The following is a 3,224-nucleotide window of genomic DNA, read 5'->3' on the forward strand; positions in this document are numbered from 1 at the left end:
GTCTGCTTGACGGCATCGCCGACGCTGGTCGGCATGCCGTCGCCGCCGAAGACCGCGATCGAGCTGGCGAAGACGAGGCGCGGCCGGCTCCCCCGCGCGCGGGCGGCCTCCAGCAGATGGCGCGTGCCGTCGAGATTGACGCGCATGGCGAGATCGAAATTCTGCTCGCCCTCGCCGCTGACGACCGAGGCCAGATGGAAGATGCCGATATCGTCGCGGTCGATCAGTCCGGCGATACGCGCCGCGTCGGAGATTTCGCCGGTCGCGATCTTCACGCGGTCGTCGAGGCCCGCGGGGCGCGCTGGCGGCGCCACGACGTCGAACAGCAGGATCTCGTCGATCTCTTCTTGCTTGCCCGAGGGCGCCGTCAGGCGGCCGCGCCTGATGAGCGCGCGCGCCAGCATCAACCCCAGGAATCCCGTGCCGCCGGTGATGACGGTTTTCATGCGCCTGCCTTCTTGTGGTTCGGACCGATGCCGTAGGGGGCCGCCCAGGCGAGCCCGGCGACGGTGTCGCCGCGCGGGCGGTATTCGCAGCCGATCCAGCCGCCATAGCCCATGGTCTCGAGCCCGGCGAAGACGGCGCGATAATTGATCTCCTGGCTGTCGTCGGGCTCGTTGCGGCCCGGCACCCCGGCGATCTGGACATGCCCGATGAGATCCTGCTCGGCGGCAAAGGTGTCGAGCAGCCGGCCATGGGTCATCTGCGCGTGATAGAAATCATATTGCAGCCGGATGTTGCGGGCGCCGACCTCCTCGATGACCGAGCGCGCCGCCTGGGGCGTGCCGATCAGATAGCCGGGGAAATCCTTGGCGTTGAGCGGCTCGATCATCAGATCGATGGCGCCGTTCCGCGCCTGGCTCGCGGCCCAGCTCAGATTCTCGACATAGACCTCGCGATGGCGGCGCGGATCGCCCGCGATCGGCACCAGCCCCGCCATCACATGGATCCGCGGACAGCGCAGGGTCGCGGCATAGTCCAGCGCCAGCTCGATCGATTTCCGGAACTCCGTCTCACGGCCCGGCAATCCTGCGATGCCGCGCTCGCCGTTCTCGAAATCGCCCGGCGGCGCGTTGAAGAGCACCTGCTCGAGCCCCCAGCTGTCGAGGCGCGCTCGGATCTCGGCCTTGGCGAAGGCATAAGGGAAGAGATATTCGATCGCGCGGAACCCGACTGCGGCCGCGGCCGCGAAGCGGTCGAGGAACTCGACCTCGGGGAAGATCATGCTGAGATTGGCGGCGAGCCTTGGCTTTGAGGGAGGAGTGGCCATGAAGTCGGGTGATCCCTTCAGCTGGGGTAGCGCTCGCGCAAGGCCGCGACCTGCTCGGGCGATAGGATTTTGACGCGCTGGCCCTGCAGCATGAGATAGAGCTTGGCCGTTTCCTCCAGCTCTTCAATGGCGCCCGCGGCGGCTTCGAGCGAGGTCCCCGCCACCACCGGGCCGTGATTGGCCAGCAGCAGGGCATGATGCTTGCCGGCGAGCTTTCCCACCGCCTCGGCCAGGGCCTGGTCGCCCGGCGGGTAATAGGGCACCAGCGGCAGCCGGCCGACCCGCATCACGTAATAGGCGGTGATCGGCGGCAGCACATCCTCGGGATCGATATGGGACAGCGCCGAGACCGCGACCGAATGGGTCGAATGAAGATGGACCACGGCGGCGGCGTTGGGCCGCTCGCGATACATGGCGAGATGGAGCATCGCCTCCTTGGTCGGCGCGTCGCCCGAGAGATGCTTGCCGGCTGCGTCCAGCTTCGAGATCCGCGCCGGATCGATATCGCCCAGCGCCACATTGGTCGGCGTCATCAGCCAGCCGTCCGAAACCTTCACGCTGATATTGCCGGACGAGCCGAAGGTAAGGCCGCGCTGGAACATCGAACGTCCCAGCGTCGCGATCTTCTCGCGCCAAGCGGACTCGCTCATGTCAGCATCTCCAGCGCCTTGATGAAGAAATCGGGCCCGCCGAAATTACCGGACTTGAGCGCAAGTGCCAGCCTCGGCGTGCCAAGACTCAAGGTCCAGGGCACGCCCGGATCGATCTGCGGCCCGATCCGCAGCACGCTCACCCCCAGCCGCTGCACGATGGCGCCGGAGGTTTCGCCGCCGGCGATGACGAGCTTGCGCAAGCCCGCCGCCACCAGGCGCTGCGCGATCCTGGCCAGCGTCTCCTCGATCAGCGCCCCCGCCTTCTCGCGGCCCAGCGCCGCCTGGACCTTGGCCACCTCCTCGGGCGGCGCGCTGGCATAGATCAGCACCGGTTCCCGGGACATATGGCTCTGCGCCCAGGCCGTCGCGTCGGCGACGAGATCGCGGCCCTGCGCCAGGGCCAGTGGATCGATCGCGAAGGCGGGCCGACGCGCCTTCCAGGCGGCAACCTGGCCCAGGGTCGCCTGTGAGCAGCTGCCCGAGAGCACGGCCGAGAGGCCCTCGATGCGCTCCAGCTTCTCGGGCGGACCCGCGGGCGCCAGACGATTCTCTTTCCGGAAATTCGCCGGCAGCCCGATCGCGATGCCGGAGCCGCCGGTGATCAAGGCCAGATCCGACGAAGCCGCACCGATATCGCGCAAATGCTGGTTCTCGATCGCGTCGACGATCGCATGGCTCATGCCGTCATGCTGAAGCTGCTCGAAGGCCTTGCGGATCGCGGCCGGGCCTTCCCGCACGATGTTGTAGGGCACGAGTCCGACCTTGGCCTTGGTCTGGCGTCCCAGCACCCGCACCAGATTCGAATCCGTCATCGGCGTCAGCGGATGGTGACGCATGCCGGAATCGGCCAGCGAGACATTGCCGACGAAGAGATTGCCCTGGAACACGCTGCGCCCGTTCTCCGGGAAAGCAGGACAGGCGATGGTGAAGCGCGCATGGAGCGCCTTCAACAGCGCGTCGGCGACGGGGCCGATATTGCCGGCATCGGTCGAATCGAAAGTCGAGCAATATTTGAAGAGAATCTGGCGGGCACCATTGCGCTTGAGCCAGTCCAGCGCCACCAACGACTGGCGCACCGCATCCTCGGCCGGGATGGTGCGCGATTTGAGCGCGATCACCACCGCATCGGCCGGCGGCAGCGCCAGCTCGCGCGCCGGGATGCCGATCGTCTGCACCGTGCGCATGCCCTCGCGCGCCAGCATGTTGGCGAGATCGGTCGCACCCGTCAGATCGTCGGCGATGCAACCCAGCAGGACGGTCACGGGAGGCGACTTGTGTCCCCTCCCCCTTCAGGGGGAGGG

At 67.4% G+C, this 3,224-nt stretch carries 4 protein-coding genes; all 4 read right to left on the minus strand.

Annotated elements, in window-relative coordinates:
• Window positions 1–446, minus strand: a 446-nt coding sequence (locus ACREE8_RS26235; RefSeq protein WP_431575978.1) for an NAD-dependent epimerase/dehydratase family protein, incomplete at its 3' end; no start/stop codon positions are given.
• Complete coding sequence (gene otnI / locus ACREE8_RS26240; protein ID WP_431575979.1) at window positions 443–1,270, minus strand: 2-oxo-tetronate isomerase; 828 nt, start codon at window positions 1,268–1,270, stop codon at window positions 443–445. The genes otnI and ACREE8_RS26235, both read right to left, overlap by 4 nt.
• 17 nt (window positions 1,271–1,287) lie before the next feature.
• Complete coding sequence (gene otnC / locus ACREE8_RS26245) at window positions 1,288–1,920, minus strand: 3-oxo-tetronate 4-phosphate decarboxylase (protein ID WP_431575980.1); 633 nt, start codon at window positions 1,918–1,920, stop codon at window positions 1,288–1,290.
• Window positions 1,917–3,185, minus strand: a complete 1,269-nt coding sequence (gene otnK / locus ACREE8_RS26250; protein ID WP_431575981.1) for a 3-oxo-tetronate kinase — start codon at window positions 3,183–3,185, stop codon at window positions 1,917–1,919. Before otnK ends, otnC begins: the two co-directional genes overlap by 4 nt.
• Window positions 3,186–3,224: the final 39 nt, after the last annotated feature.

It is taken from the genome of Hypericibacter sp., from assembly GCF_050729195.1.
Classification (GTDB): domain Bacteria; phylum Pseudomonadota; class Alphaproteobacteria; order Dongiales; family Dongiaceae; genus Hypericibacter.

Excerpts from the sequence above, each read along its gene's own strand:
- otnI (WP_431575979.1), bottom strand. The coding sequence starts at position 1,270 with ATGGCCACTCCTCCCTCAAAGCCAAGGCTCGCCGCCAATCTCAGCATG.
- otnC (WP_431575980.1), bottom strand. The coding sequence starts at position 1,920 with ATGAGCGAGTCCGCTTGGCGCGAGAAGATCGCGACGCTGGGACGTTCG.